We start from the raw sequence: 22,457 nt of genomic DNA on the forward strand, positions 1-22,457 counted from the left end.
TGCGCGGCCCGCGGCCAGCACCGACTGGAAGAAGGAGGGGAGCCTCGTGGTCGAGGAAACCCCCTGGCAACAAGCCCTCCGCTATGCCAACCGGGCCAACCCGTACCCCTTCTACGAGGAACTGCGCAAGGAGCCGGTCGCGCGGCAGCCCGACGGCACCTATGTCGTCAGCACCTACCGGGAGATCGTCGCGCTGCTGCACGACCCCCGGGTCAGTTCGGACCCGCGCAAGCGTCCCGGGCCGGACGCGGCGCCGGACCAGGGCTCGGCGGCCCCGGAGGCCGAACCGATCAGGGCGGTGCTGACCGAGCCGAACATCATCACCTGTGATCCCCCCGAGCACGACCGGGACCGCCGATTGATGATGCCGCACTTCGTCGGGCCGCCCCACGCGCCGCACCTGATCACCGACCTGCAGCCCGACATCCGCCGTATCGTCGGCGGACTCCTGGACGACATGAGGGGCAAGGACCGCATCGACGCCGTCGACGACTTCGCCTACCCCCTGCCGGTGACGGTGATCTGCAAGGTGCTGGGCGTGCCGCTGGAGGACGAGCCACGCTTCCACCAATGGGTGGAGACGGCCCTGGACGCCCTGGACTTCGGCCCCGAGGCCGCCTCCGAGGAGATCCAGAGCCGGCAGTCCGGGGGGCAGCGGGCCGTGCAGGAGTTCGGGCAGTTCGCGGCCGATCTGCTTGACCGGTACGCCCGTGAGCCCGGCCCCGGCATGCTCTCGGCCCTGGTGCACGACGACAGCCCGGAGGGACCGCTGTCCAAGGGCGTCCTCGTGAGCAACGCCCTGCTCCTGATCTTCGCGGGGCACGAGACGACGGTCAACCTCATCGCCCACAGCGTGCTCACCCTGCTGCGGCACCCCGACGCGCTCGAAGAACTGCGCCGCAGGCCCGAGCTGATCGTGCCCGCGGTGGAGGAACTGCTGCGCTTCGAGTCGTCGGTCCAGTTCTGGCACACCCGCTCCGCCGTGGAGGACATCGACATCGCCGGCACCACCATCCCCAAGGGGGCGCCCATCTTCCTGGCGTACGGCTCGGCGAACCGCGACCCCGAACGGTTCACCGACCCCGACGAACTCGACCTGGAGCGCCGCGACAACGAGCACCTCGGTTTCAGCCAGGGCATCCACTTCTGCTTCGGTGCCCCGCTCGCGCGGCTCGAAGTGCAGATCGCGGTGGGCGAGTTCGTCCGGCGGGTGCAGAACCCCCGGCTGGTGGAGGACCCGCCGCCGTACCGGCACAACCAGATCTTCCGCGGCCCGCGGCACGTTCTGGTCGACATCGACGGCATCCTCGACTGATCCCGCCATGTGGGCCTTCCAACTCGTCGGCTGGCAGCAGCCGCCCGAACTGCGCGAGGTGCCCGTACCCGAGCCCGGCCCGGGCCAGGTCCTGGTGCGGGTGGCGGGTGCCGGCGCCTGCCACTCCGATCTGCACGTCATGGGGGCACCCGGACCGCTGCCCGGCTTCACGGACCTCCCCCTCACGCTGGGCCACGAGAACGCGGGACGGGTGGCGCAGCTGGGAGCCGGCGTCACCGGGTTCGCACCGGGAGACCCGGTCCTCGTGTACGGCTCCTGGGGCTGCGGGGTGTGCGTCGAGTGCCGTCAGGGCCGGGAGAACTACTGCCAGAACCTCGCCGGCCAGGGTCCGGGCCTGGGCGGCGGGCACCACGGCGGCATGGCCGAGTACCTGCTGGTCCCGGCGGCGCGTCACCTCGTCCCGCTGGGCGGTCTCGACCCCTGCCGGGCCGCCCCGCTCAGCGATGCCGCACTGACCGGCTACCACGCAGTCAAACGGTCGCTGCACCTGCTGGGCCCGGGCTCGACCGCCGTCGTGATCGGAGCCGGCGGCCTGGGCCCAGATGACCATTCAGATCCTGCGTGCGCTCAGCGCGGCGACCACCGTCGTGGCCGTCGACACCGACCCGGGCAAACGGGCGACCGCCACGCGCCTGGGCGCCGACGAGGCACTGCTCCCGGGTGACGGGGCGGTCGCCCGTATCAAGGACATGACGGCAGGGCAGGGCGCTGAGCTCGTGCTGGACATGGTCGGCGCGGACCCGACGCTGCGGATGGCCGCTCAGGTGGCCCGGGTGCTCGGCCACCTGACCATCGTCGGCCTGGGCGGGGGAGCGCTGCCCGTGAACTTCTCCAGTCCGCCGCACGAGTGCTCGGTCGCCGCGCCGTACTGGGGCTCCCTCACCGAGCTGATGGACGTGGTCACCCTCGCCCAGCAGGAGAAGATCGAGGTGCTGGTCGAACACTTCCCCCTGGACCGCGCCGCCGAGGCCTACCGGCTCCTGCACGACGGAAGGATCCAGGGACGCGCCGTCATCACTCCGCACGCGATATGCGGCCGATCGGGTGACGATGGACCTGTAGGGACCTGACGACGCTGTTCCCAGGAGGAGGCAGCTGACATGACATCTCCTTCCGCTTCCACCGGTCCTGTCCCGCCACGGGACACCGGACCAGAGCAGACCCCGCTCGCCGACGGCGCGGCCGCGCTCGCGAACCTGGGCTGGCAGCTCCTGCTCACCATGGGGCTCGCCACCATCGCCCTCGGCGTCGTGGCCCTGGTCTGGCCAGGCCCGACACTCCGCGTCGTCGGCCTGCTCTTCGGTGTGTACCTGCTGGCCACCGGCGTCTTCCAACTCGCCGCCGCCTTCGGCACGCACGTGCGCCGGCATCTTCGCGTCCTGCACTTCATCACCGGCGCGGCCTGCGTCCTGCTGGGGCTGATCTGCTTCCGGGGCCCCCTTGAGTCGATCTTCCTGCTCGCCCTGTGGATCGGCTTCAGCTGGCTGCTGCGGGGCATCCTGGAGACGGTCGCCGCGGCCTCCGACCCGGTCATGCCGGCGCGCGGCTGGCACGTGGCCTTCGGGATCATCGGTGCCATGGCCGGCATCGTGATGATCGTCCTGCCGTTCGCCTCCATCGCCACGCTCACCCTCGTGGCGGGCGTCATGGCCATCGTCCTGGGCCTGACCGAAGCGGTCCGTGCCGTCAGGACACGCGTCGAACTCGGCCACGCCGCTCCGGACACGGCCACCCGGCGGCGCCCGCTCTTCCACGCCCGGGCACACCCCCAGCACTGACCGCGCCGCGCGCGGCCGCTCGCCGGACGGACCCCCGTCCGGCGAGCGGCCTGCCGCCCGACGCCGGTACCCGTCAGCGCGCCAGCAGCTCCAGGGTGTCGATCACCCGGTTCGAGAAGCCCCACTCGTTGTCGTACCAGGCGACCACCTTGATGTGGCGGCCGTCGACGCGGGTGAGGGCCGAGTCGAAGATCGACGACGCCGGGTTGCCCGTGATGTCCGACGACACCAGCGGGTCGTCCGAGTACTCGAGGACGCCCGCGAGCGGTCCCTCGGCCGCCGCGCGGTAGGCGGCCAGCACCTCGTCACGCGTCACGTCCCGCGACACCGTCGTGTTCAGCTCGACGATCGAGCCCACCGGCACCGGTACCCGGATCGAGTCGCCCGACAGCTTGCCGTCGAGGTCCGGCAGCACCAGCCCGATCGCCTTGGCGGCGCCGGTCGTGGTCGGCACGATGTTGACACCGGCGGCACGGGCGCGCCGGGGGTCGCGGTGCGGACCGTCCTGGAGGTTCTGCTCCTGGGTGTACGCGTGGACGGTCGTCATGAACCCGTGCTCGATGCCGGCGAGCTCGTCCAGCACCGCGGCCAGCGGGGCGAGCGCGTTGGTCGTGCACGAGGCGTTGGAGACGACCGTGTGCAGCTCCGCGTCGTACGCGTCGGTGTTCACGCCGTACGCCAGCGTGACGTCGGCACCGTCCGACGGCGCGCTGACCAGCACCTTCCGCGCGCCCGCGTCGAGGTGGGCGCGGGCGGCCTTCGCCGACGTGAAACGGCCCGTGGATTCCAGCACGATGTCCACGCCGAGGTCGGCCCACGGCAGTCGCGCCGGCTCGCGCTCCGCGAGGACCTTGATACGGCGGCCGTCGACCAGGAGGACGTCTCCGTCGACGCTCACCGGGCGGCCGAGGCGGCCGGCCGTCGAGTCGAAGGCGAGCAGCCGCGCGAGGGCGGCCGGCTCCGTGAGGTCGTTGACGGCGACGATCTCCAGGCTGCTGTCCCGCTCCAGCAGGGCGCGCAGCACGTTGCGTCCGATGCGGCCGAATCCGTTGACGGCGATACGAGTCATAAGTGGTGTCCCTTCGCTACGCCACCAGGTTCGCGGCCCCGGCCCGGCCGGGACAGCGGCGAGATCGCCATGGTTCACAAGGATCCCGCCAGCACGCCGCCCACCGGTCACACCGGCGCCCTATTCGCCCTTGGTGAAGGTGCGCCGGTAGTCGCTCGGCGTCGTGCCGAGGATCCGCTGGAAGTGCAGCCGCAGGTTCGCCCCGGTACCGAGGCCGGCGTCGTCGGCGATCTGCTCGACGCTGCGCTCCGAGCGTTCGAGCAGTTCCCGGGCCAGGTCGATGCGGGCCCGCATCACCCACTGCATCGGCGTGTACCCGGTGTCCTCCGCGAACCGCCGCGAGAACGTACGCGCCGACACCCCCGCATGCCGGGCCAGCGCGTCGAGGGTGAGCGGCTCGCCGAGCCGGTGCAGCGCCCACTCGCGGGTCGAGGCGAACCGCTCACCGAGCGGCTCGGGCACGCTGCGCGGCACGTACTGGGCCTGGCCGCCGCTGCGGTAGGGGGCCGCCACCAGCCGCCGGGCCGCGTGGTTGGAGGCGGCCACGCCGAGGTCGCCGCGCAGGATGTGCAGGCACAGGTCGATGCCCGAGGCCGCGCCGGCCGACGTCAGCACGCTGCCCTCGTCTACGAACAGCACGTTCTCGTCGACCTGGACGAGGGGATGCCGCTCGGCGAGGGCCCGCGTGTAGTGCCAATGCGTGGTGGCGCGCCGGCCGTCGAGCAGACCGGTCGCGGCGAGCGCGAAGGCCCCGGTCGAGATGGCGGCCAGCCGCGCTCCGCGCCGGTGCGCGCCGAGCAGCGCGTCGACGACCGCCCGCGGCGGGTCCTCCCGGTCCGGGAACCGGTACCCCGGGACGAACACGATCTCCGCCCACTCCAGCGCGTCCAGGCCGTCGGCGACGTGGTACGACAGCCCGTCGCCGCCGGTGACCAGACCGGGCGCCGCGCCGCACACCCGTACCTCGTAGGGCATGCTCGCCCGGGTCGTGAACACCTGCGCCGGGATACCGACGTCGAGGGGCTTGGCGCCCTCCAGCACGAGGACGGCGACGCGATGCAGACGGACGGCAGACACAGCCCACAGGGTACGAGGGCCCGACCCGTGTCCGGGGCGGTCCGCCCGCCCGGCCGCGCCGGATCAGAGCTCCTCCTCCGTGCGGATCGCCTTGCGCAGGTCCCCGGCCGACTCCTGCGCGCGCCCGCCCTCCCGCTGCTCCAGCAGCGCCCAGGCGATGCTGTCGAGCTTGCGCTGGAGGGCGTGCTCCGCCCGCCGCTCGGAGTTCTTCAGCAGGGCGAGCAGCAGCAGGTTCACGGAGGTCATGACATCGCCGACGAGCAGCTGCCAGGTCAGGCCGAGGCCCGCGACGTGCACGGCGACGAAAGCGGCGACCAGGGCCACGCAGAAGCACATGAACAGCGCGGAACTGGTGACGTTCGAGGCCGCCTCGGCCAGCCGCTCGAACCAGCCCCGACCGTCACGGGAGCCCTCGGCAGGATGCGTCATGGACACAGGGCCACTCCCGGGTCCGCGCGGTGCCCTTCACCACGGTCCCGCCCCGGCTACCCCGCACCTGCCCCTCTCACCCGCGGGGAGACCCGCCCGCGCCGTCACGCCGTGCGCGGCCGGGCGGTGCTGTCCCTGATCACCAGGCGGGCCGGGACGAGGTCGGTGCCGGGGCGGCAGTCGTCGCCGGTGCGCAGCTGGCGCAGGACGTCCTCCACACAGCGCCGGCCGACTTCGGCGAAGTCCTGGTGGACGGTCGTGAGGGGCGGGATGAAGAAGGCCGCGTCCGGGGTGTCGTCGAAGCCGACCACGCTGATGTCGGCCGGGACGGACCGGCCCCGTTCGTGGAAGGCGCGCAGCAGCCCCAGGGCCATCTGGTCGTTGGCCGCGAACACGGCCGTGCAGTTGGGCTCTTCGGCGAGCACGAGCCCGGCCGCGTAACCGGACTCGGCCGACCAGTCGCCCCGGAGCGGGGCCGGAGCCGGGCGCCCCGCCTCCGCCAGCACCGTCCGCCAGGCCTGGGCGCGACGCTGGGCCGCGTAGGAGGACTCGGGACCGGCCACGTGCCACACGGTCCGGTGGCCCAGCTCCAGCAGATGCCGTACGGCCCGGCGCGCGCCGTCGGCCTGGTCGGTGTCGACCACGCCGTAGCGGTCCCCGGCGTCGGAGTCCACGACCACCACATGGACGCCGGGCGGCAGTTGCACGGTGGCGGTGTCCAGCAGATGGATCTCCATGATGACGATGACGGCGTCCACGGCCAGTTCGCCCATCCGCGTGAAGGCGCCCAGCACGTTGTCCTGCGTGGCCACGTCGATGGGGATGAGCGTGATCGCGTAGCCCTCGGCGGCGGCGTGCGTGGCGATCGCCTCCACGGTGCGGCTGCTGCCCGTGGACGACAGACTGAACAGGATCACGCCGATGGTGTTGAACCGGCCGTAACGCAGCGCGCGGGCCGCGCTGTTGGGTCGGTAGCCCAGCTCGCGCATCGCGGCCAGCACCTGCTCCCGGGTGGAACCGATCACCCCTGGATGCCCGTTGGAGACCCGCGAGACCGTCTGCGAGGAGACTCCGGCGAGTCGGGCGACGTCCGCCATGGAGACCCGCTGCTTGCGGCGCCCGCCGGGCACCCCGGAACCGCCCCGCCCCGCACCGCCCGCGGCCGGTGGGGCCGGCCGCCCGGGTTCGTTCAGGACCATCGGCCCATCCCTCAAATCTCCTTCATGCGCGGGAAGTCGGGACCGGGAATCTTGACGGCCGCAGAAGCGGGTGCCACGATTCCGACGCTTTCGAGTTTACGTAAACATCGCCGCGTGACCAGCCCTGACGGAGATCCCGTCCACAGGCCGCGCAGCGGATGCCACGTGAACACGTCTGCCTGATGTTTACGTGAACACGTTGCCTGGGTCCCGATCCCCCCTCGCGCCGAGCCGCCGTCTTCCGAAAGGGCACGTTGATGCGCAAGACCCCCGCCAGAACCCGTGTCACCCCCCGCACCCGCGCCGCACTCGCGGCGGTCGCGATCGCCGCGATCGGCGCCACCACCCTCACCGGCGGTCCCGCCGCGGCCTCCGCCGCCGCGCCGGGCCACGGCACCAGCCAGTTCAAGGGCGTCAACTGGGCCGACCCGCGCGACAACTACGCCGACGACTACCTGCAGCTCTCCGGCCTGTCGACCTCGGACGACTACGCGCGGACCTACGCCAAGTCGAGCCGGATCATCGCGGCCTTCCGGGCCAACCTCGGCGCCAACACCGTGCGGCTGCCCATCAACCCCTACACGGTCAACGGCGCCTACTGGAAGTCGTACCGGGCGGTCATCGACGCGGCCTCCGACCGCGGTTTCAAGGTGATCGTCTCCTACTGGGAGGGCACCGGCGCCAACAAGGACGGCTTCATCGACGACGAGGCCACCTACTGGCCCATGTGGGACACCGTGGTGAAGGCCTACCGGCACGACCCGCGCGTCTACTTCGAGCCGATGAACGAGCCGCACGGCTACACCGACGCCCAGTGGGCCGACATCGCCGCGAAGTGGCTCGCCACCTACCCGTCCGTCCCGCACGACCGTGTGTTCGTCAGCGGTGCCGGTTACAACGACCACGTCACCACCGTCTGCGCCGACCCGCGTCTGAAGGGCACCTACCTCTCCCTGCACCACTACGGCTTCTGGAAGAGCTACGCCACCTACGACCAGTGGGTGGCCGACCTCAAGGAACGCCTCGGGGACTGCGCGAACCGTACGGTCGCGGACGAGTTCGGCGCCGAGATGACCACGGGCCTGGACTACAACGTGCCGACACCGTCGAGCAACCCGGTCAACTTCATCCAGGCCGACACCGACACGTTCCGCAAGCTCGGCATGGGCTCGGTGTACTGGCCCGGTCTGCGTACCGACGACATCTACTCGATGCAGAAGCTGACCGGCCCCGCCGACCGGCCCTGGCTGGAGACCACCAACCAGTCCGGCGCCGACCGCCTCGCCTGGGCCTGGGGCCGCGGCAGGCCGGTGGCCGGCTGACCGACGCCCCGGCGGCCGCGGTGCTCCCGAACACCGCGGCCGCCGGGGAGCAGACGGCCCGGCAGCGCCCCCAGGGGCTACGGCTGGAGCCGGCGCACATACGTCAGCCCCGGACGGCCCGACAGCCGGGTCTCGCCGGTGACGGTGAACCCGGTCCGGGCCAGCACGGCACGCGACGCCGTGTTGTCGAGGGTGGTGGCGGCCCGCAGGGCGGTCAGTCCGTAGGCGCCGGCGGCGCGTCGGCACACCTCCCGCACGCCCCAGGTGGCGAGGCCCTTGCCGGCGGCCCGCTCCGCGATCCGGTATCCCAGGTCGGCGGCGCCGTCCGCGGCATCGGTCAGGTTGACCCGTCCCAGCACCGCGCCCGCCGGGTCGACCAGCACATGGAAGTGGCAGATCCCGGCCTCCTGCTCGGCCAGCAGGGCCTGGAGCCGCTCCTCGAACCGGGCGAAGTAGTCGTCGCCGCGATCGGGGACGGTCGCCGCGAAGTAGGCGCGGTTGTCCTGCTCGAAGACGAGCAGCGGCGGGATGTGGTCGGGACGGAGCAACTGGAGTTCCGGCATGCGGGCGACAGTAGGCACCAGGGCCCGGTCTCCGCCACGGAGTTAGCCGCGCCGCAGGTCCTTGACCCGGCGGAGCTTGCCGAGCGAGCGCTCCAGCGTCTCCGGTTCGACGACGACGACCTCCACGGTGACGCCGACGCCGTCCTTGATGCCCTGCGCGATGATCCGGGTGGCGGCCGCGCGGTCGGCGGGGGCGGCGTCCGGCCGTGCCTCCACCCGGACCGTCATGTGGTCCATCCGGCCGCGCCGGTCGATCTGGATCTGGAAGTGGGGGGCCACTCCCGGCGTCCGCAGCACGATCTCCTCCACCTGGCTGGGGAAGACGTTGACCCCGCGCAGAATGATCATGTCGTCGCACCGGCCGGTGATCTTCTCGATCCTGCGGAACCCGGGGCGCGCCGTGCCGGGCAGCAGCCGGGTCAGGTCGCGGGTGCGGTAGCGGATGACCGGCAGCGCCTCCTTGGTGAGCGAGGTGAGGACCAGCTCGCCGCTGTCGCCCTCGGCCGTCACCTCGTCGGTGAGCGGATCCACGATCTCCGGGTAGAAGTGGTCCTCCCAGACGTGCAGCCCGTCCTTGGTCTCCACGCACTCCTGCGCCACGCCGGGGCCGATCACCTCGGACAGCCCGTAGATGTCGACCGCGTGGATGTCCAGACGTTCCTCGATCTCGCGGCGCATCTCCTCCGTCCACGGCTCGGCGCCGAAGATGCCGACCTCCAGGGAGGTCGAGCGCGGATCGACGCCCTGGCGTTCGAACTCGTCGAGCAGCGTGAGCATGTAGGAGGGGGTGACCATGATGATCTCGGGCCGGAAGTCCTGGATGATCTGCACCTGGCGGGCGGTCATGCCGCCGGAGGCGGGGATCACGGTGCAGCCGGCGCGTTCGGCGCCGTAGTGGGCGCCCAGACCACCGGTGAACAGGCCGTAGCCGTAGGAGACATGCACCTTGTGTCCCGGGCGGCCGCCGGCGGCCCGGATGGAACGGGCGACGACGTCCGCCCACACCGACAGGTCGTGCTCGGTGTAGCCGACCACCGTGGGGCGGCCCGTGGTACCGCTGGACGCGTGCACGCGCCGCACCTCGGACATCGGGACGGCGAACATGCCGAAGGGGTAGGTGTCCCGCAGGTCCGCCTTGGTGGTGAAGGGGAAGCGGGCGAGGTCCGCGAGGGTGCGGCAGTCGTCCGGGCGCACACCGGCCGCGTCGAACTTCCTGCGGTACAGCTCCACGTTGTCGTACGCGTGCCGGAGCGTCGTGCGCAGCCTGGTGAGCTGGAGCGCCCGGACCTCCTCGCGGGACAGCCGCTCGGCGTCGTCCAGCAGCGCCTCGGGAATCGGCGCTCCCCGGCGGGTGCCACCGGGGCCGGACGTGATCACTTCGCTGCTCATCGCGGCTCCTCGGACCGTGTACGGAGGGTGCGGCCGCGGCCGGGCCGGACCCGCCCCCGCGCGGTGGCGACGGTCCACCGTCTTGTGAACCGACCGAACATTCGGTTAGCGTGCGGCGAGGTCAAGTAATCCAGTCGGTCACCCGCATGTCAAGAGGTCGATGGCGGGCCGGGGACATGCCCGGCGGGGACCCTTGCCAGACCGGGGAGGGGGCGCCGTATGATGAACCGAACGAATGGTCGGTTGGGAGTGGTGGAGATGACTGAAGCGGCCGGCAGGGACGCCGAGCCTGAGCTGGAGTCTCATTTCGAGGCCACGATCGCGCGTGACCAGCGGATCGAACCCCGCGACTGGATGCCGGAGGGGTACCGCAGGACGCTGATCCGGCAGATCGCCCAGCACGCGCACTCGGAGATCATCGGCATGCAGCCGGAGGGCGAGTGGATCACCAGGGCGCCGTCACTGCGCCGCAAGGCGATCCTGTTCGCCAAGGTCCAGGACGAGGCCGGCCACGGCCTGTACCTGTACTCGGCCGCCGAGACCCTGGGCGCCGACCGCGCGGACCTCACCGAGCGCCTCCTCGAAGGCCGCCAGAAGTACTCGTCGATCTTCAACTACCCGACGCTGAGCTACGCCGACGTCGGCGTCATCGGCTGGTTCGTCGACGGCGCGGCCATCTGCAACCAGGTGCCGCTGTGCCGCAGTTCGTACGGCCCCTACGCGCGCGCGATGGTCCGGATCTGCAAGGAGGAGTCCTTCCACCAACGGCAGGGCTACGAACTGCTGATGACCATGATGCGCGGCACCGAGGCCCAGCGGGAGATGGTGCAGGACGCCGTGAACCGCTGGTGGTGGCCGTCCCTGATGATGTTCGGGCCGCCCGACGACGACTCGCCCAACTCCGCGCAGTCGATGGCGTGGAAGATCAAGCGGCACAGCAACGACGAACTGCGTCGCCGCTTCGTCGACATGACCGTCCCCCAGGCTGCCAGGCTCGGCGTCACCCTGCCCGACCCCGAGCTGCGCTGGAACGAGGAGCGCGGCCACCACGACTTCGGCACCCCCGACTTCAGCGAGCTGAAGGACGTCATCAGCGGCAACGGCCCCTGCAACGCGCAGCGGATGGAGCGCCGGCGCACCGCCCACGAGGAAGGCGCCTGGGTACGCGCGGCCGCCGGCGCCCACGCCGCCAAGCAGGCCGCCCGGGCGCACAAGGAGGCAGCGGCATGAGCGACGCGCAGAACTGGCCCCTCTACGAGATCTTCATCCGCGGCAAGCGCGGCCTCAACCACGTCCACGTCGGCTCCCTGCACGCGGCGGACGACCGGATGGCCCTCACCCACGCCCGCGACCTGTACACCCGGCGCAACGAGGGCGTGAGCATCTGGGCCGTGCGCTCCGAGCACATCACCGCCTCCACCCGGGACGAGAAGGACCCCTTCTTCGCCCCCAGCGCCGACAAGGTCTACCGCCACCCGACCTTCTACGACATCCCCGACGACGTCCCGCACATCTAGGAGCCGGTGATGAGCGACGACCACGTCTACCTGAGCCTGGCCGAGGGCCACGACGACGGCGACGCCCGCTGGGCCTTCGGCACCGGCTTCGAGGACCCGCTGCACGGCGTCGACACCACCGTGCCCCGGCACGTCGACGCCGCCGGGCTCGCCGCCCTGTGCCTGGCACTGGGCGACGACGCCCTGGTGCTGGCGCAGCGGCTCGCCGAATGGGTCACCCGCGCCCCCGAACTGGAGGAGGAGGTGGCGCTGGCCAACATCGGGCTCGACCTGCTCGGCCAGGCCCGCCTGCTGTACGCGCGCTGCGGCCAGACCGACGGCACGGGCCGCACGGAGGACGCCTACGCCTACTTCCGCGACGCCGGTGACTACCGCAACGTACGCCTCGTCGAACTGCCCAACGGCGACTTCGCCTTCTCCGTCCTGCGGCTCCTGGTCTTCGCCTGCTGGCGGCTCGCCCACTTCACCGAACTGGCCGCAGCCCCCGACCCGGTGCTCGCGGCGGTCGCGGCCAAGGGCGTCAAGGAACTCACCTACCACCGGCAGTACGCCGCCGAGTGGGTGGTACGCCTGGGCGACGGCACCGAGGAGTCCCACGCACGCATGCTGGCCGCCCTGGAAGCACAGGCACCCTACTGGGAGGAGCTGTTCGCCGCCCACGACGTGCGGGACGCGGTGCTGGCGGACCTGAACCAGGTCCTCGACGCGGCCGGACTGCTCATGCCGACCGCCGCGCCGCTGCCCGGACAGGGCCGCGACGGTGCGCACACCGACCATCTCGCCCCGCTGCTGGCCGAGTTGCAGAGCGTGGCCCGCGCCCACCCGGAGGCGACATGGTGACCGTCCTCGCCGACGCCCGGCGGGCCCGGCACATCGCCGAACAGGTGCCCGACCCGGAACTTCCCATGCTGACCCTCGCCGACCTCGGCGTGCTGCGGGACGTCACCGTCGAACCGGACGGAACCGTGGTCGCCGACCTCACCCCGACCTACTCGGGCTGCCCCGCCATGGCCGAGATGCGGGCCGGGGTGGCCGCCCGGCTGCGCGACGCCGGCTTCGGCCGCGTCGAGATCCGCACGGTCCTCGACCCGCCGTGGACCAGCGACTGGATCACCCCCGAAGGGCGCCGCAAACTCGCCGACCACGGCATCGCCCCGCCCCACCCCGCGCGACGGCGCTCCGTGGGCCCCGTCCCGCTGGACCTGTCGCCGGCCCGGCGCACGGTGGCCTGCCCCCGCTGCGGATCGGCCGCCACCGAGGAGACCTCCCGGTTCGCGGCGACTTCCTGCAAGGCGCTGTGGCGCTGCCTCAGCTGCCTGGAACCGTTCGAGTACGTCAAGGAGATCTGATGGCAGAGCTGACGGCACCGGCCGCCGGTGTCCCCGCGACCGCAGCGCACCGACGCCGCCCAGCCTTCCATCCCCTGCGCGTCGCCGCGGTCCAGCCCCTGTGCGAGGACGCCGTGACGGTCGCGTTCGACATCCCCGCCCACCTGGCCGAGGAGTTCGCCTTCGGCCCCGGCCAGTCGCTCACCCTCCGCCGGGAGATCGACGGACGCGACGAGCGGCGCTCCTACTCCATCTGCTCACCGGCCGGCGCCCCGCCGCGCATCGGCGTCCGCGAGGTGCCCGGCGGACTCTTCTCCTCCTGGCTGGTCCACGAGGTACGGCCGGGCGACACCGTCGAGGTGATGGCCCCCACCGGAGCCTTCACCCCCGACCTCACGGTCCCCGGCCACCACGTGCTGATCGCGGCCGGCTCGGGCATCACCCCCATGATGTCCATCGCCGAGTCCGTCCTGGCCGCCGACGACCGCTCCATGGTCACGTTGTTCTACGGCAACCGCCGCACCGCCACCGTGATGTTCGCCGACGAACTCGCCGACCTGAAGGACGAGTACCGCACCCGCTTCCACCTCGCCCACGTCCTGTCCCGCGAACCCCGCGAGGCGGAGCTCCTCTCCGGCCGCCTCGACGGCGACCGCCTCGGCACGCTCGTCGCGGGCCTCGTCGACATCGCCGGCGCCGACCACTGGTGGCTGTGCGGCCCGCACGGCATGGTCCTCGACGCGCGGAAGGTGCTCGCCGGTCTGGGCGTCCCCGCCCACCGGATCCACCAGGAGCTCTTCTTCGCCGACGAGCCGATCGAACCCCTCCGGCACGAGGAGACGACGGCGACCGGCCCGGCCAGCGAGGTCACCGTCACCCTGGACGGCCGCTCCACCACCGCGCGCCTCCCGCGCGGGCGCACCCTCCTCGACTCCGCGGCCCGCATCCGCCCGGACCTCCCCTTCGCCTGCAAGGGAGGCGTCTGCGGCACCTGCCGCGCACGCATCACGGACGGCGAGGCGGACATGCGCCGCAACTACGCCCTGGAACCCGCCGAGGTGGCCGCCGGCTACGTCCTGACCTGCCAGTCCTACCCGGTCTCCGAGTCGCTGACGGTCGACTACGACAGCTGACCGGCCACGGCGCGTGCCGCCCCCACGGGAGCACGCCAGGCGTCGTGCCCCGCACCGGGGAACCGCCGACCTCCGTTGAGCACATCCGGCCGGCCGCCCAGACGGCGGCGGCTCGGCGGAGACGGTCAGGACCCGCCGCGTTCGCGGGGGATCTTCTGCCCGGCCTCGACCGCCACCGGCAGCCGGTTCTCGGCCGGCGGCAGCGGGCAGGTGGCCAGGTCCGTGTAGGCGCACGGCAGGTTCGCGGCACGGTTGAAGTCCAGCACCACCGTGCCGTCGGCGGCGGGCGGTTCGACCGTCAGGATCCGGTTGGCGGCGTAGGTGGTGACCCCGGAGGTCGCGTCGGTGAACAGCACCGTCAGCCCGCCGGGACCGCGGCCGGGGAACGCGGTCAGGGACAGCTGCCGCCCGGCCAGCTCGAACTCGATCCGCCCCGGCGCGTCGTAGACGTGCTCGAGGCCCTCGACCGCGGCGCCCACGGTGGTCGGCCGTGGCTCGTCGAAGGGGACGTAGTGGCCGGTCACGGCCCAGCGCGGGTCGGGTGCGTAGGCGGGGGTGCCGGTGAAGGCGGTGCGCAGCGGCGCGTCCGGGTGCCGGGGGCGCACGATGTCGTTCCCGCCGCGCTTGGCGACCTCGATGACGGCGTCGCCCCAGACCGCGTCGACGCCCCCGCGCTCCGGAAGCACGCCGAAGCGGTGTTCTCCCCGCACCGGCGTCCCGCCGACGACCAGTTCCTCTCCGTCGTCCAGGGTGACCACCACCCCGTCGGGGCCGGTGCGCCAGGCACCGGGCGCGTCGGGGAAGCGCTGTGGCCGGTCGTCCAGCCAGTGCAGGCCCGTGATGGCCAGGAATCCGTGCGGAGCGGAGATCCTGGCCTCCTGGGCGCGGTGCCAGTCCTGCCAGTTCTCGGTGAAGACCTGGAGATCCGTCGTGGTGGCCTCAGTCGTCATGCGTCCTCTTTCGTCGGGCGAGGATCGGCAACAGCCGTGCCATTCAGAACGGGGGCGGCCGAACCCGCATTCCGGTCCGCGTGTGACAGCTTCTTGTCAGTCATGTGTAGGCCGGCGGCCCGCTGGTGAGGCTGACGGCGCCCACCCCCTTGCGGCCGCGTCGGGAAGTTGCCACGCTGGTCTTTCAGACCGCTTGCTCCAGCTCTCACCACGGCGTTCGCGAGACCGCCGGCCCCGACCAGTCCCGGCTCGACACGTTCGTGCGCGCTGCTCTCCCTCCCGGCGCTGATGCGCGTACACCGCGCCCGAGCACCACAGCGACCGGCCGGACAGCCGCCGCCTCACCTGGGGAGCACACCATGGACACGAGCGAGGAGGCCGCCCGCGGCCTGACCGACATCCAGGACTTCCTGTACGAGCAGGCCCATCTGCGAGCGGCACGCCGGCGTGTCTCGGAGTTCGTCGCACAGGAGCCCGGGCTGACCTTGGAGCAGAAGTCGGACATCGAGCGCTGGTACCTCCAGGAGCAGACCTACGTGGCCCACCTGGTGACCGAGCACATCGCCGCCAGCGTCAGCGCGGTGGAACAGCGGCATCGCGCCCGTTTCGGGCACTGGCTGCGCGGAACCCTGACCGCGATGCTCCTGATCACCGCGGCGATGGCTGTGTGCGTGACCGTGGTGCTGGTCGGCGCGTCGTAGCCCGGAGGCCGAGGGCAGCTCTGCCGCCGGGCCGCTTCGGGCCTTGCTTCTGCCGGGCGAGCCAGTCGGCGAACCTGATCTCGCCGAGGTGCGCGTCCGGGCCCGGCAGCAGCGTGTCCTCCTGGAGCTCGGCGCCCCAGTACGTGGCCCGCTGGTCCGTGACGATCTCGCGGGGGTCGTCCAGGGCGGTGAGGCCCATGCGGATGAACTCCTCCAGCCGGAACACCTCCGGGCCGCCGGCCTCCACCACCCCGTGCACCGGGGCGCCGACCGCCGTGCGGCCCACGGCCGCGGCCACGTCGTCGGAGGCCATGGGCTGGATCCGGCCGGCGGGCAGGCGCACGGTGTCGCCCTCGGTGACCCCGTCGGCGAGCCCCTTGGCGAACTCGAAGAACGGGGTGGCGTGGACGATGGAGTAGGGGACGCCCGAAGCCCTGATCAGCTCCTCCTGGGCCTGCTTGGCCCGGAAGTACCCGCTGCGGCCTCCACCTTCAGCAGGTTGGCCGTAGAGGTGCGGAAGAAGTCCCTGACCGCCTGGTCCTCGAACGAGGGGGAGTTGGACACGTCCACCACGACCGACGCCCCCTCCAGGGCCTCGGCCAGACCCTCCCCGGTGAGGGTGTCGACACCGGTGCTCGGCGCGGCCGCCACCGCCTCGTGCCCGTGGCCGCTCAGCCCGCGGACCAGCTTCGAGCCGATGAGCCCGGTGCCACCGATCACTACGACCTTCATGACGCAGTTCCTCTCACGGTCTCTTCTGGGGTTTCCATCAGAAGAGACCGGACAGCCGCCTCGCGTGTGACACGCGGTCCGGACGACCTGGAGATCGGGCGCGTCACTCGTCCAGCGACGCCACGCAGGGAGCCGACGCGACCCCGGGCGGTCACCGTGGCCAGGAAGGCGGCCGGCACACGGTCGCCGGGGTGTCGCCGGCCCGGTGGAGGTCAAGGGAGGGACGCCGGCCGGCAAAGACGAGGGCAGGTGTCGGTCTTGGTGGCCTGATGCCTGACGCGTGCTGACCCAGTGGTCATGTGGTGTTCATGTGGCGGCAGTTGGGCTGGGCCAGGGTGCGGACGTTGTCAGCACAGCTGCTCGTCGGGAGGGCGTCATGACCGCACAGACAGAGTCCGCACAGGCCAGACCGGCGGAGGAACCGGACGGGCTCAGCCGCCGTCACGCGCTGGGCCTGCTCGGGACCGCGGGGGCGGGCGCCGCCGCCACCGGACTGCTGGGAGCGGGCACGGCACAGGCCGCGCCGCTCGCCACCCCGGCCCTCCACCTCACCGCGGACGCCTCGGGAGCGTCCCCCGTCCAGGGCCTGCACCTGACCTTCGGGGCCGACCCGCGCACCCAGATGACGGTGTCGTGGATCACCGACGGTCCGGTGACCAAGCCGGTCGTGCACTACGGCACCCTGGAGCACGGCTTCGGCTCCAGGGCCGCCGCCCGTACCGTGACGTACGTCGACGGCACCTCCGGCCGCACCGTGTACGTCCACCACGCCAGGCTCGACCGGCTCACCCCGGACACGGACTACCTGTACCTCGCCACGCACGAGGGGGCGACCCCGGACAGCGGCACCTTCCGCACCGCGCCGCGCGGCCGCAAGCCGGTCACCTTCACCAGCTTCGGCGACCAGTCCGCCCCGCAGGTCACCTGGTCGGCCGCCGGCACGGTCGCCCTGGACGCCAACTCCACGCCCGCGACGAAGGACATCGTCACCGGCATCGAGCAGGTCGCCCCGCTGTTCCACCTCCTCAACGGCGACCTGTGCTACGCCAACCTGGACGTCGACCGGGTGCGGACGTGGAACAACTTCTTCACCAACAACACCCGTTCGGCGCGTTTCCGCCCCTGGATGCCGGCGGCCGGCAACCACGAGATCGAGAAGGCCAACGGCTCGCTCGGACTCGGCGCCTACCAGGCCTACTTCTCCCTCCCCTCCACCGAGTCCGACCCCGAACTCGCGGGCCTGTGGTACGCGTTCACGGCCGGTTCGGTACGGGTGATCGTGCTGCAGAACGACGACAACTGCCTCCAGGACGGCGGCGACGTCTACATCAGCGGCTATTCGGGCGGCCGTCAGCTCGCCTTCCTGGAGAAGGAGCTGAAGGCGGCGCGCGACTCCAAGGACGTCGACTGGGTGGTCGTGGCCATGCACCAGGTCATGATCAGCTCCTCCGACGCCAACGGCGCGGACCTGGGGCTGCGCGAGAAGTACGGCCCGCTGTTCGACCGGTACGGCGTCGACCTCGTCCTGTGCGGCCACGAGCACAACTACGAGCGTTCGCTGGCGGTCCGCGGCGTCGTGACCGGCAGCGAGACACTCACCCCCAACCCGGTCTCGCAGGCCACCGACGACATCGACGCCGACCTCGGCACCGTGCACATGATCCTCGGCGGTGGCGGGGTCTCCGGCACCACCAACCAGAGCTTCTTCAAGGACGGCACGGGCAAGGTGATCACCGCCGTGTCGGCGACCGCCGGCTCCAACGGCAAGCGCACCCCGACCTATGTCAGGGAGCAGGCGGTGTGGATGGGGGTCCGGGACACCGACCACCCCTACGGCTTCGCCGCGTTCACCGTCGACCCCGGCCGGCACCCCGGTGACACCACCCGGATGCGCGTCACGTACTACAACGTGAACAAGCCGCACGGCGAGTTGTCGGTCTTCGAGAACTTCACCCTCCACCGCAAGCGTTCCGACGGCCACGGCCACTGACCCGGCGGGCCGGGCGCCCGCCGCCCGGCCCGCCGGTCCGCCCGCCGCAAAGCCGACCGCCTACCAGCCAAGTGCCGCTCTGCACAAGGGAATCGGAGCGCGCAGCGCTCTGGAAAATCCCGGCCGGGCAACTATGCTCGCCCATAAGGGGCGGATGGCGAGGGGGAGTGCCGTGGCACCGGTGCTGGTCGGACTCGAAGGTCCCCTGGCGGGGGAGCGCATCCCGGTCCTGGACACCCGCGTCACCTTCGGACGCAACTCCGAGAACGCCGTCGTCATCTCCAGTCTGAGCGTCTCCCGCTTCCACGCGGAGATCGTCTTCGACGAGGACAACGGGTACGTACTGCACGACCTGGAAAGCAGCAACGGCACCCTGGTCAACGGGGCGGAAGTGGAGTCCCGGCTGCTGCAGCCCGGGGACGTGATCACCCTGGGCGACCAGGAGTTCCGCTTCGAGGTCGCCGACGCCATGCAGACGCTCATGGCGCTCTCGCTGCCCCGGTCGGTGACGCACGGCCCCAAGGAGAGCGAACAGGGGCCCGTCCTGAAGGTCGCCGTCGCCGGCGGGGGACCGGTCGGCCTGTCCCTCGCCCTGCTGCTGGAGCACTTCCTCGGACCCCAGGCGCAGATCACCGTCTACGACGGCCGGTGGCGCCGCCAGGGCCGGACCGTGACCTGGAAGAGCCGGGACGAGGGCAACGTCAGGCGCCAACAGGTGGTGACCGTACAGAGCAGGCAGTACCTGGCCTGGCCGGAGGAGGTCCGGGCCCGACTCTTCGACCCGGAGCACTACACGGAGATGTGGCCCTCCGGCCCCGACTCGGTCGGCGACCACCACCCGCGGAACATGCGCATCGCCTACATCGAGGACCGGCTGCTCGACATCGCCAACGAGAAGCGGGACCGGATACGGCTCATACCCGCCCGCTTCGACGCGGCGGCGGAGCGGGAGGCCCTGGCCACCCAGCACGTGCTGGCGATCTGCGACGGCGGCCGGTCGCGCACCCGGGACCACTTCGCCGCCCGGTTCGGCAAGGCCGACGAGTCGATCTACTCCCTCGACGGCCGCCACCTCCAGGACGTCGTCCTCGGCCTGCGGGTGAAGTCGGGCCTGCCCGACCCCATGGCGGTCCTCCTCACCGTCGCCCAGAACCGCTTCCTGCTCAACTCGCTGCGCGGCGAGGGCTTCCTCAACATGCGGCTCACCGACGCCGAGGCCGCAGAGGTCATCGGTCTCGACCCGGTCCGCCGCGTCTTCGAGGAGTGCGTCGCCTCCCGGCCGTGCCTGATGGACCGCGACGAGCACGGCGACTTCCGGTGCTCGACCCACGGCACGCTCTTCCTGCCCGCGCTGGTGAAGGGTTCGCCGCTGTGGCGGCGGGTGCGGGAGGGGCTGCTGCTGTTCGGAGTGGAGGCCGAGGACCTCTCCGCGGTCACCGGCTTCCGCCTGGACATGGTGCAGCGCCCGCGCTTCTCCGCCGAGTTGCTGCCACCGACCACCCACTCGCCCGGTACCTACGGCTTCCTGCTGGGCGACGCGGCCAACGCGATCCACTTCTGGCCGGGCCGCGGCCTCAACAGCGGCCTCGCCTCCGCCGTCTCGCTGGCCCGCTCCCTCAACAGCGCCTGGAACGGACGGCCGTTCCGGGACGCGGACTTCCTGCGGCACGAGGCGGCGATGTCCATGCTCCAGTACCGGCACAAGAGCCGGGCCTGGAAGGCGATGGTCACCACCGACGACCAGGGCGTCACCTGGGCGATCAAGGACATCATCGGCCACGGCATCGACGGGGTACCCGAGGAACCCGACCGCGAGGCCGACACCAGGACGCTGCTGGAACGCATGCGGGCCATCCGTGACCGGCTCGCGCCCCGGCTCGCGGGCATGCCGGACGACGAGGCGATCCTCGAACGCCTCGGCACCCTGCAACCCGTCACCCTCCGCATGCTCGTCCTGAGCGGCGCGTGGGACACGCTGACCATGGGCGGCGAGGAAGTCGACATCGACATCTTCTACGGCCAGGACTCGTCCGCGGCGGCCGCGGCGGTGGAGGCCCTGGAGCCCGTCACCCAGGCCTGACCCCTTGTTGCAACCGCACAGGCCACACGAATGGCCTCAGTGTTCCGGGGCAGCAGGATCTCGTGCCAGGTGTTCACACCTGTCACGGAATTCGCTCCAGTGAAACATCTGAGCGCGGCAGCGCGCGGAAGTACCCGAAAGGGGGAGGCGGCGTGACCCAGGCGCTACCCGACGAGGTCCCCGAACGCGGCCAGGCGCGGACACCGCGGCCGGTCGCCGAACTGCCCAGGCAGGTCCGCGAGGAGCTGCAGCGCAGGCTCCGCCGGAACAGGCGGGCGTTCCGCACCGACGACGTACAGGTCGTCGAGCCACCGCTGCTGCGGCGCGCCGTCGGCGCGTCGGCGCTCGGCAACTGCATGGAATGGTTCGACTTCGGTGTCTACAGCTACCTCGCCGCCACCATCGGCAAGGTCTTCTTCCCCGGCGCGTCCCCCGGGGCCCAGGTCATCTCCTCGTTCGCCACCTTCGCCGCCGCCTTCGTCGTACGGCCCCTCGGCGGACTCGTCTTCGGTCCGCTCGGCGACCGCCTCGGACGGCAGAAGGTACTCGCCACCACGATGATCATGATGGCCCTCGGCACCTTCGCCATCGGGCTCATCCCCAGCTACGCCACCATCGGCATCGCCGCCCCGATCCTGCTGCTTCTCGCCCGGATGGTGCAGGGCTTCTCCACCGGCGGCGAGTACGGCGGCGCGACCACGTTCGTCGCGGAGTACTCCCCGGACCGGCGGCGCGGCTTCCTCTCCAGCTGGCTCGACTTCGGCACGTTCGTCGGTTACGCCCTCGGATCCGCCCTGGTCACCGTGTTGAACCTGCTCCTCACCGACCACCAGATGCTCACCTGGGGCTGGCGACTGCCGTTCCTGATCGCCGGCCCCCTGGGGGTGATCGGCCTCTACATGCGGCTCAAGCTGGAGGAGTCCCCGGCCTTCCAGGAGCAGCTGGACGAACACGAGAAGAGCCTCGCCCAGGAGTCGGCGGGCAGCGAGCTGAAGGGCGTCGTGACGCGGTACTGGCGGCCGCTGCTGATCTGCATGGGCCTGGTACTGCTGTACAACGTCACCAACTACATGGTCACCGGGTTCCTGCCGACGTACCAGACGGAGACCCTGCACCGCTCCAGCGGATCCGCCGACGTGCTGGTGCTGATCGGCATGGTCTGGATCGTCCTGCTGATCACCTTCATCGGACGCCTCAGCGACCGGATCGGACGCCGCCCCGTCTACGGTGTCTCCGCGGCCGCCATGATCGTGCTCGCGGTGCCGTCCTTCCTGCTCATCAAGGCCGACGGCACCTGGCCGCCCATCCTCGGGGTACTGGTCCTCTCGACCCTGCTGGCGTGCTTCGCGGCGCCGAGCGCCGCCACCCTGCCCGCCCTGTTCCCGACGGCCGTCCGCTACGCCGCGATGGGCATCGGCTTCAACATCGCGGTGGCGGCCTTCGGCGGCACCACACCCCTGGTGACGGAGGCACTCGTCAACGTCACCGGTGACGACCTGATGCCCGCCTACTACCTGATGCTGGCCGGTGCGATCGGCCTGGTGACGGTGTGGTTCCTGCCCGAGAGCGCGCAGGTGCCGCTCAAGGGGTCGCGCCCCATGGTCGGTTCACGCACGGAGCAGCGCGAGCTGATCACCACGTCGAAGCAGCTGTACGGCGCCTCCGAGCGGGAGGCACCGCTCGCCGAGAATCCGCGCCCGGGACGGTGACGCCCCTCCTGCGGGGCCCGGATGCCGTCCTCCGGGCCCCGGATGCCGTTCGCCCGGGTCGGTGACAGACTGGTTCCCGGAGTCGGTGGCCCGCGGCGCAGGCCCGGGAGCCGACCGTACCGGGGGCGGGGATGCCGGCCACAGCGAGTTCGACG

At 71.6% G+C, this 22,457-nt stretch carries 19 protein-coding genes and 2 pseudogenes; 13 read left to right on the forward strand and 8 right to left on the reverse strand.

Features of this window, described 5'->3' with window-relative positions; all coding sequences use genetic code 11:
• Window positions 1–46 precede the first annotated feature (46 nt).
• From ACZ3KP_RS04800 to ACZ3KP_RS04810, 3 genes and pseudogenes are all read left to right on the forward strand, one after another.
• A complete protein-coding gene (locus ACZ3KP_RS04800; RefSeq protein ID WP_467496355.1) occupies window positions 47–1,315 on the forward strand; it encodes a cytochrome P450 in 1,269 nt (422 codons plus the stop codon).
• A gap of 7 nt (window positions 1,316–1,322) precedes the next feature.
• A pseudogene (locus ACZ3KP_RS04805) lies at window positions 1,323–2,406 on the forward strand (NAD(P)-dependent alcohol dehydrogenase).
• 30 nt (window positions 2,407–2,436) lie between these two features.
• Window positions 2,437–3,114 (forward strand): HdeD family acid-resistance protein, encoded by a 678-nt coding sequence (locus ACZ3KP_RS04810; RefSeq protein WP_467496357.1) that lies wholly within the window; start codon window positions 2,437–2,439, stop codon window positions 3,112–3,114.
• Window positions 3,115–3,187: 73 nt separating this feature from the next.
• Here ACZ3KP_RS04810 and gap read toward each other — a convergent pair whose 3' ends face one another.
• The 4 genes from gap to ACZ3KP_RS04830 form a co-directional block, all read right to left on the reverse strand.
• Window positions 3,188–4,183, reverse strand: coding sequence for a type I glyceraldehyde-3-phosphate dehydrogenase (gene gap, locus ACZ3KP_RS04815; protein WP_467496359.1), 996 nt, complete (start codon window positions 4,181–4,183; stop codon window positions 3,188–3,190).
• 120 nt (window positions 4,184–4,303) lie between these two features.
• Entirely contained in the window at window positions 4,304–5,260 is a 957-nt protein-coding gene (locus tag ACZ3KP_RS04820) for a GlxA family transcriptional regulator (protein WP_467496361.1), read from the reverse strand.
• Window positions 5,261–5,323: 63 nt separating this feature from the next.
• Window positions 5,324–5,689, reverse strand: coding sequence for a low affinity iron permease family protein (locus ACZ3KP_RS04825; RefSeq protein ID WP_467496363.1), 366 nt, complete (start codon window positions 5,687–5,689; stop codon window positions 5,324–5,326).
• A gap of 104 nt (window positions 5,690–5,793) precedes the next feature.
• On the reverse strand, window positions 5,794–6,888 hold the full coding sequence (locus tag ACZ3KP_RS04830) for a LacI family DNA-binding transcriptional regulator (protein WP_467496365.1): 1,095 nt from the start codon (window positions 6,886–6,888) through the stop codon (window positions 5,794–5,796).
• A gap of 257 nt (window positions 6,889–7,145) precedes the next feature.
• Here ACZ3KP_RS04830 and ACZ3KP_RS04835 point away from each other — a divergent pair, with 257 nt between their 5' ends.
• On the forward strand, window positions 7,146–8,210 hold the full coding sequence (locus ACZ3KP_RS04835; protein WP_467496367.1) for a glycoside hydrolase family 5 protein: 1,065 nt from the start codon (window positions 7,146–7,148) through the stop codon (window positions 8,208–8,210).
• 77 nt (window positions 8,211–8,287) lie between these two features.
• Here ACZ3KP_RS04835 and ACZ3KP_RS04840 read toward each other — a convergent pair whose 3' ends face one another.
• Together ACZ3KP_RS04840 and paaK are read right to left on the reverse strand one after the other, a co-directional pair.
• Window positions 8,288–8,773, reverse strand: coding sequence for a GNAT family N-acetyltransferase (locus ACZ3KP_RS04840; protein ID WP_358980594.1), 486 nt, complete (start codon window positions 8,771–8,773; stop codon window positions 8,288–8,290).
• A gap of 42 nt (window positions 8,774–8,815) precedes the next feature.
• Window positions 8,816–10,162: a phenylacetate--CoA ligase PaaK gene (gene paaK / locus ACZ3KP_RS04845; RefSeq protein WP_467496369.1), complete on the reverse strand. Its 1,347-nt coding sequence runs from the start codon at window positions 10,160–10,162 to the stop codon at window positions 8,816–8,818.
• A gap of 258 nt (window positions 10,163–10,420) precedes the next feature.
• On the opposite strand from paaK, the gene paaA reads away from it, so the two are divergent.
• The 5 genes from paaA to paaE are packed head-to-tail and all read left to right on the forward strand — an operon-like array spanning window position 10,421 to window position 14,140.
• A complete protein-coding gene (paaA, locus tag ACZ3KP_RS04850; protein ID WP_358980591.1) occupies window positions 10,421–11,392 on the forward strand; it encodes a 1,2-phenylacetyl-CoA epoxidase subunit PaaA in 972 nt (323 codons plus the stop codon).
• On the forward strand, window positions 11,389–11,679 hold the full coding sequence (paaB, locus tag ACZ3KP_RS04855) for a 1,2-phenylacetyl-CoA epoxidase subunit PaaB (protein ID WP_467496371.1): 291 nt from the start codon (window positions 11,389–11,391) through the stop codon (window positions 11,677–11,679). Before paaA ends, paaB begins: the two co-directional genes overlap by 4 nt.
• A 9-nt stretch (window positions 11,680–11,688) precedes the next feature.
• Window positions 11,689–12,519 (forward strand): 1,2-phenylacetyl-CoA epoxidase subunit PaaC, encoded by an 831-nt coding sequence (paaC, locus tag ACZ3KP_RS04860; protein WP_467496373.1) that lies wholly within the window; start codon window positions 11,689–11,691, stop codon window positions 12,517–12,519.
• Window positions 12,513–13,028, forward strand: coding sequence for a 1,2-phenylacetyl-CoA epoxidase subunit PaaD (gene paaD, locus ACZ3KP_RS04865; RefSeq protein WP_358980586.1), 516 nt, complete (start codon window positions 12,513–12,515; stop codon window positions 13,026–13,028). Before paaC ends, paaD begins: the two co-directional genes overlap by 7 nt.
• A complete protein-coding gene (gene paaE, locus ACZ3KP_RS04870; RefSeq protein ID WP_467496375.1) occupies window positions 13,028–14,140 on the forward strand; it encodes a 1,2-phenylacetyl-CoA epoxidase subunit PaaE in 1,113 nt (370 codons plus the stop codon). The genes paaD and paaE overlap by 1 nt, the downstream gene beginning before the upstream one ends.
• Before the next feature lie 125 nt (window positions 14,141–14,265).
• Here paaE and ACZ3KP_RS04875 read toward each other — a convergent pair whose 3' ends face one another.
• On the reverse strand, window positions 14,266–15,090 hold the full coding sequence (locus ACZ3KP_RS04875) for a DUF1684 domain-containing protein (RefSeq protein WP_467496377.1): 825 nt from the start codon (window positions 15,088–15,090) through the stop codon (window positions 14,266–14,268).
• A gap of 359 nt (window positions 15,091–15,449) precedes the next feature.
• Between ACZ3KP_RS04875 and ACZ3KP_RS04880 the strand changes: the two genes are divergently transcribed.
• On the forward strand, window positions 15,450–15,791 hold the full coding sequence (locus ACZ3KP_RS04880; protein WP_467496379.1) for a hypothetical protein: 342 nt from the start codon (window positions 15,450–15,452) through the stop codon (window positions 15,789–15,791).
• 46 nt (window positions 15,792–15,837) lie between these two features.
• On the opposite strand, the pseudogene ACZ3KP_RS04885 reads toward ACZ3KP_RS04880, so the two are convergent.
• Window positions 15,838–16,523 (reverse strand): annotated as a pseudogene (locus ACZ3KP_RS04885) (SDR family oxidoreductase); the annotation flags it as partial.
• A gap of 376 nt (window positions 16,524–16,899) precedes the next feature.
• Between ACZ3KP_RS04885 and ACZ3KP_RS04890 the strand changes: the two are divergent.
• The 3 genes from ACZ3KP_RS04890 (at window position 16,900) to ACZ3KP_RS04900 (ending at window position 22,302) form a co-directional block, all read left to right on the forward strand.
• Window positions 16,900–18,513 (forward strand): purple acid phosphatase family protein, encoded by a 1,614-nt coding sequence (locus ACZ3KP_RS04890; RefSeq protein WP_467496381.1) that lies wholly within the window; start codon window positions 16,900–16,902, stop codon window positions 18,511–18,513.
• A 172-nt stretch (window positions 18,514–18,685) separates the two neighbouring features.
• The gene (locus tag ACZ3KP_RS04895; RefSeq protein ID WP_467496383.1) at window positions 18,686–20,593 is read left to right on the forward strand and encodes an FHA domain-containing protein; all 1,908 of its coding nucleotides are present in this window, start codon (window positions 18,686–18,688) and stop codon (window positions 20,591–20,593) included.
• A 152-nt stretch (window positions 20,594–20,745) separates the two neighbouring features.
• On the forward strand, window positions 20,746–22,302 hold the full coding sequence (locus tag ACZ3KP_RS04900) for an MFS transporter (RefSeq protein WP_467496385.1): 1,557 nt from the start codon (window positions 20,746–20,748) through the stop codon (window positions 22,300–22,302).
• Window positions 22,303–22,457 lie beyond the last annotated feature (155 nt).

It is taken from the genome of Streptomyces sp. NPDC020958, from assembly GCF_055562175.1.